Here is a 3,499-nt window from a genome sequence, read left to right as displayed (position 1 = left end):
TCCAACGCCGCCGAAGCCGTGTTCTGCACCGTGAGCATGACCTGGAACAGCGGATGACGGGCCAACGACCGGGTCGGCGCCAGCTCCTCCACCACCCGCTCGAACGGCACGTCCTGGTGCGCGAACGCGCCAAGTCCCGCTTCTCGCACCCGATCGAGCACCTGGGCCATCGTCGGGTCGCCGGACAGGTCCGTGCGCATGACCAGCGTGTTCACGAAGAACCCGACCAGGTCCTCCAAGGCCTTCTCGGTGCGTCCGGCGATCGCCGCCCCGATCGGGATGTCGTTCCCCGCACCCAGTCGGTTGAGGGTGACCGCCAGCGCGGCCTGCACCACCATGAACAGGGTCACCCCGCGCTCCCTGGTCACCTTCACCAGACGCTCGTGCACGTCGGCCGGCAGCTCGACTGCCACCGCATGGCCCTGATGACCGGCCAGGGCGGGACGTGGCCGATCGGTCGGCAGCTCCAGTTCGGCCGGCGCCCCGGCCAGCGTCGTGCGCCAGTACGCCAGCTGCCGGGAGAGCACGCTGTCCGGGTTCTGCTCGTCGCCGAGCAACTCCTGCTGCCACAGCACGTAGTCGGCGTACTGCACCGGCAGCGGCTCCCATTCCGGTGCCCGACCTGCGGCGCGCGCCGCATACGCCACCGACAGGTCCCGCGCCAACGGCGCCGTCGACCAGCCGTCCCCGGCGATGTGGTGAACCACCACCACCAACGCATGGTCGTCCTGGCCGACCGTGAACAGCGTTGCCCGCACCGGGATTTCGGCGGACAGATCGAACGCGTACGCGAGCGCCCCGCTCACGGCTCCGGACAGCGACTCCTGGGAGACCGTCTCGACCGCAAGCTCGAACCCGCAGTCCTCGACCTTCAGGACCTGCTGGTACGGCTCCCCGTTCTCGGCCAGGAAGACTGTGCGCAGGACCTCGTGCCGCCCCACCACGTCCCGCAACGCCTCGGCGAGGGCCTCCGGATCCACATCCCCGGTCAGCCTCAGCGCCATCGGAATGTTGTAGGTCGCGCTCGGACCCTCCAACTGCCCCAGGAACCACAGCCGACGCTGCGCAAACGACAACGGAATCATCAGTAGTCCTCCTGCTTACGCATCGGCCGCAGAGTGGGCCTAGCAATGCTCTGGGTCTTGAATTGACTGGCGGGCCGGCCGGCGAGGGCCTCCCGATCCACATCCCCGGTCAGCCGCAGCGCCGTCGGAATGTCGTAGGTCGCGCTCGGACCCTCCAACTGCCCCGGGAACCACAGCGGACGCTGCGCGAACGACAACGGAGTCATCAGTTGTCCTCCTGCTTGCGCATCGGCCGCAGAGTGGGCCTGGCCGTGCTCTGGGTCTCGACCTGACCGGCGAGCCAGCCGGCGAGCCCTTCCGGCGTCCGTGCCTCGAACACTGCCCGGATCGGCAGTTCGGCCCGCAGTGAATCCCGTACCTCACTGACCAGTCGGGTCGCCAGCAGGGAGTGGCCGCCCAGAGCGAAGAAGTCGTCCTCCACGCCGACCCGGTCGAGCCCCAGGACTCGCGCGAACGCCTGGCACAGCAGCTCCTCCTGCTCCGTGGCCGGTGCCCGGCCCGCGCCGGCGGCGTACTCGGGAGCGGGCAGCGCCTTGCGGTCCAGCTTGCTGTTCACCGTCAGCGGCAACTCCTCCAGCACCACCACCGCCGACGGAACCATGTAGGACGGCAGCCGCCCAGCCACGAACTCACGCACAAGGGTGGCCAGTTCGGTGCTGTCGCCGTTCCCGACGACGTACGCGACCAGGCGCTTGTCACCCGGCACGTCCTCACGCGCGATCACCGCGGCCTGCGCCACCAGCGAATGCGCGGCCACCACCGACTCCACCTCAGCCGGCTCCACCCGGAATCCGCGGATCTTCACCTGGTCATCCGCACGGCCCGCGAACACCAGCCGACCGTCCGCCGACCACTTCACACGGTCACCCGTGCGGTACAACCGCCCACCCGCCGCACCGAACGGGTCCGCGACGAACCGCTCTCCCGTCAGGCCCGGGCGGTTCAGATAGCCGCGCGCCAACCCCGCACCCGCTACATACAGTTCACCCGCCACACCGACCGGTACGGGCTGCAGGTACTCGTCCAGCACGTACACCCGGGTGCCGTCCAGCGGCCCACCGATCGGCAGCACCTCACCCAGCACCTCCGGCGAAGCCACCTCGTGCTGCGTGGCGCACAGCGTCACCTCCGTCGGCCCGTACAAATGCCGCACCACCACGCCCGCACTGGCCTCCAGCACCCGGCGCACCGCACCCACCGGCACCACATCGCCACCGGTCAACACCTCGCGCACACCTGCGAAGCACTGCGGATCCTGCTCCGCGATCACCCGGAACAGGCCCGCCGTCACATGCACATGCGACACCGCGAAGTCGACCAGCAACGACCGAAGCACCCTCGCATCCACCGCACCGGTCGGCGCCACCACCACCGTCGCGCCCGACAGCAACGCCACCCACACCTCGTACGAGGAGGCATCGAAGGCATGCGGGGCCTGGAACAACACCCGGTCCCCCGACCCCACGCCCCAGTGCGAGGCCGACGCCAACTCCACCAGATCCCGCTGCGTGGCCACCACACCCTTGGGCACACCCGTCGAACCCGAGGTGTACATCACATACACCGGGCACTCCGAGCCCACCCCCGCATCACCGACCGGAGCCGACCCGGCCGGCACCTGCCCACCGTCAACCACCAGCACCGGCGCTTCCACCGACCCCGGCACCCGCGAGGCAGCATCCCGCGTGGTCAGCACACACACCGGCGCCGCGTCCTGGAACACGAACGCGATCCGCTCCGACGGATAGTCCACATCCACCGGCACATACGCACCACCCGCCTTCACCACCGCCAGCAGCGCCACGAACAGCTCGACCGAGCGCTCCATCACCACACCCACCAGCGACTCCGCGCCGACCCCGCGATCCCGCAACACACCCGCCAACGCAGCAGCCCGCGCATCCAACTCCGCGTACGACAGCTCCACGTCCCCGCACACCACCGCCACCGCATCCGGCGTCCGCGCCACCTGCGCCGCAAACACCTCCGCCACCGACAGCACAGGAGCAGCAGAACCCGTGTCGTTCCAGCCGGTCAGCAGCCGCTCCCGCTCCGCCTCACCGAGGACGCCCACCTCTCCCAGCCGCGTCCGCTCCGGGGCATCCTCCAGGGCCGCGACCAGATTGCCCAGGCAGGTGTGCAACAGCGACCCCACCTGCTGCGGGTCGATCGAAGCCACCGCGTCGACGGTCAGGCCGAACCTCGTCCGATCGTCGTCGACGGCAATGCTCAGGGGGTAGTTGGTCAGGTCCCGCGTGGAGAGCACGCCGACACCCTCGAAGCCGGAGTCGAAGTTCCGCGCGCCGGCCTGGTTGTGCCGGTAGTTGAAGATCGAGGTGAACAGCGGACTCCCGCCCGTCAACCCGCTCGCCTGCTGCGCCAGCGACAGCGGCGCGTGCTCGTGCACCAGCAGC

3 protein-coding genes are annotated in these 3,499 nt (G+C 69.7%); all 3 read right to left on the bottom strand.

Annotated elements, in window-relative coordinates; genetic code table 11:
* The coding region (locus VR45_RS40495) for a condensation domain-containing protein (RefSeq protein ID WP_045944982.1) at nucleotides 1-1,085 on the bottom strand (1,085 nt) is incomplete at its 3' end.
* Nucleotides 1,085-1,291 carry a hypothetical protein gene (locus VR45_RS40490; RefSeq protein WP_045944981.1) on the bottom strand — a complete coding sequence of 69 codons (207 nt, stop codon included), beginning with the start codon at nucleotides 1,289-1,291 and terminating at the stop codon, nucleotides 1,085-1,087. The genes VR45_RS40495 and VR45_RS40490, both read right to left, overlap by 1 nt.
* A partial coding sequence (locus tag VR45_RS40485) for an amino acid adenylation domain-containing protein (protein WP_159394556.1) occupies nucleotides 1,291-3,499 on the bottom strand: 2,209 nt, incomplete at its 5' end. The genes VR45_RS40490 and VR45_RS40485, both read right to left, overlap by 1 nt.

This window comes from Streptomyces sp. NRRL S-495, from assembly GCF_000966955.1.
GTDB lineage: Bacteria > Actinomycetota > Actinomycetes > Streptomycetales > Streptomycetaceae > Kitasatospora > Kitasatospora purpeofusca.
This window is presented reverse-complemented; position numbering and strand designations above follow the sequence as displayed.

Excerpts from the sequence above, each read along its gene's own strand:
- VR45_RS40490 (WP_045944981.1), bottom strand. The coding sequence starts at position 1,291 with ATGACTCCGTTGTCGTTCGCGCAGCGTCCGCTGTGGTTCCCGGGGCAG.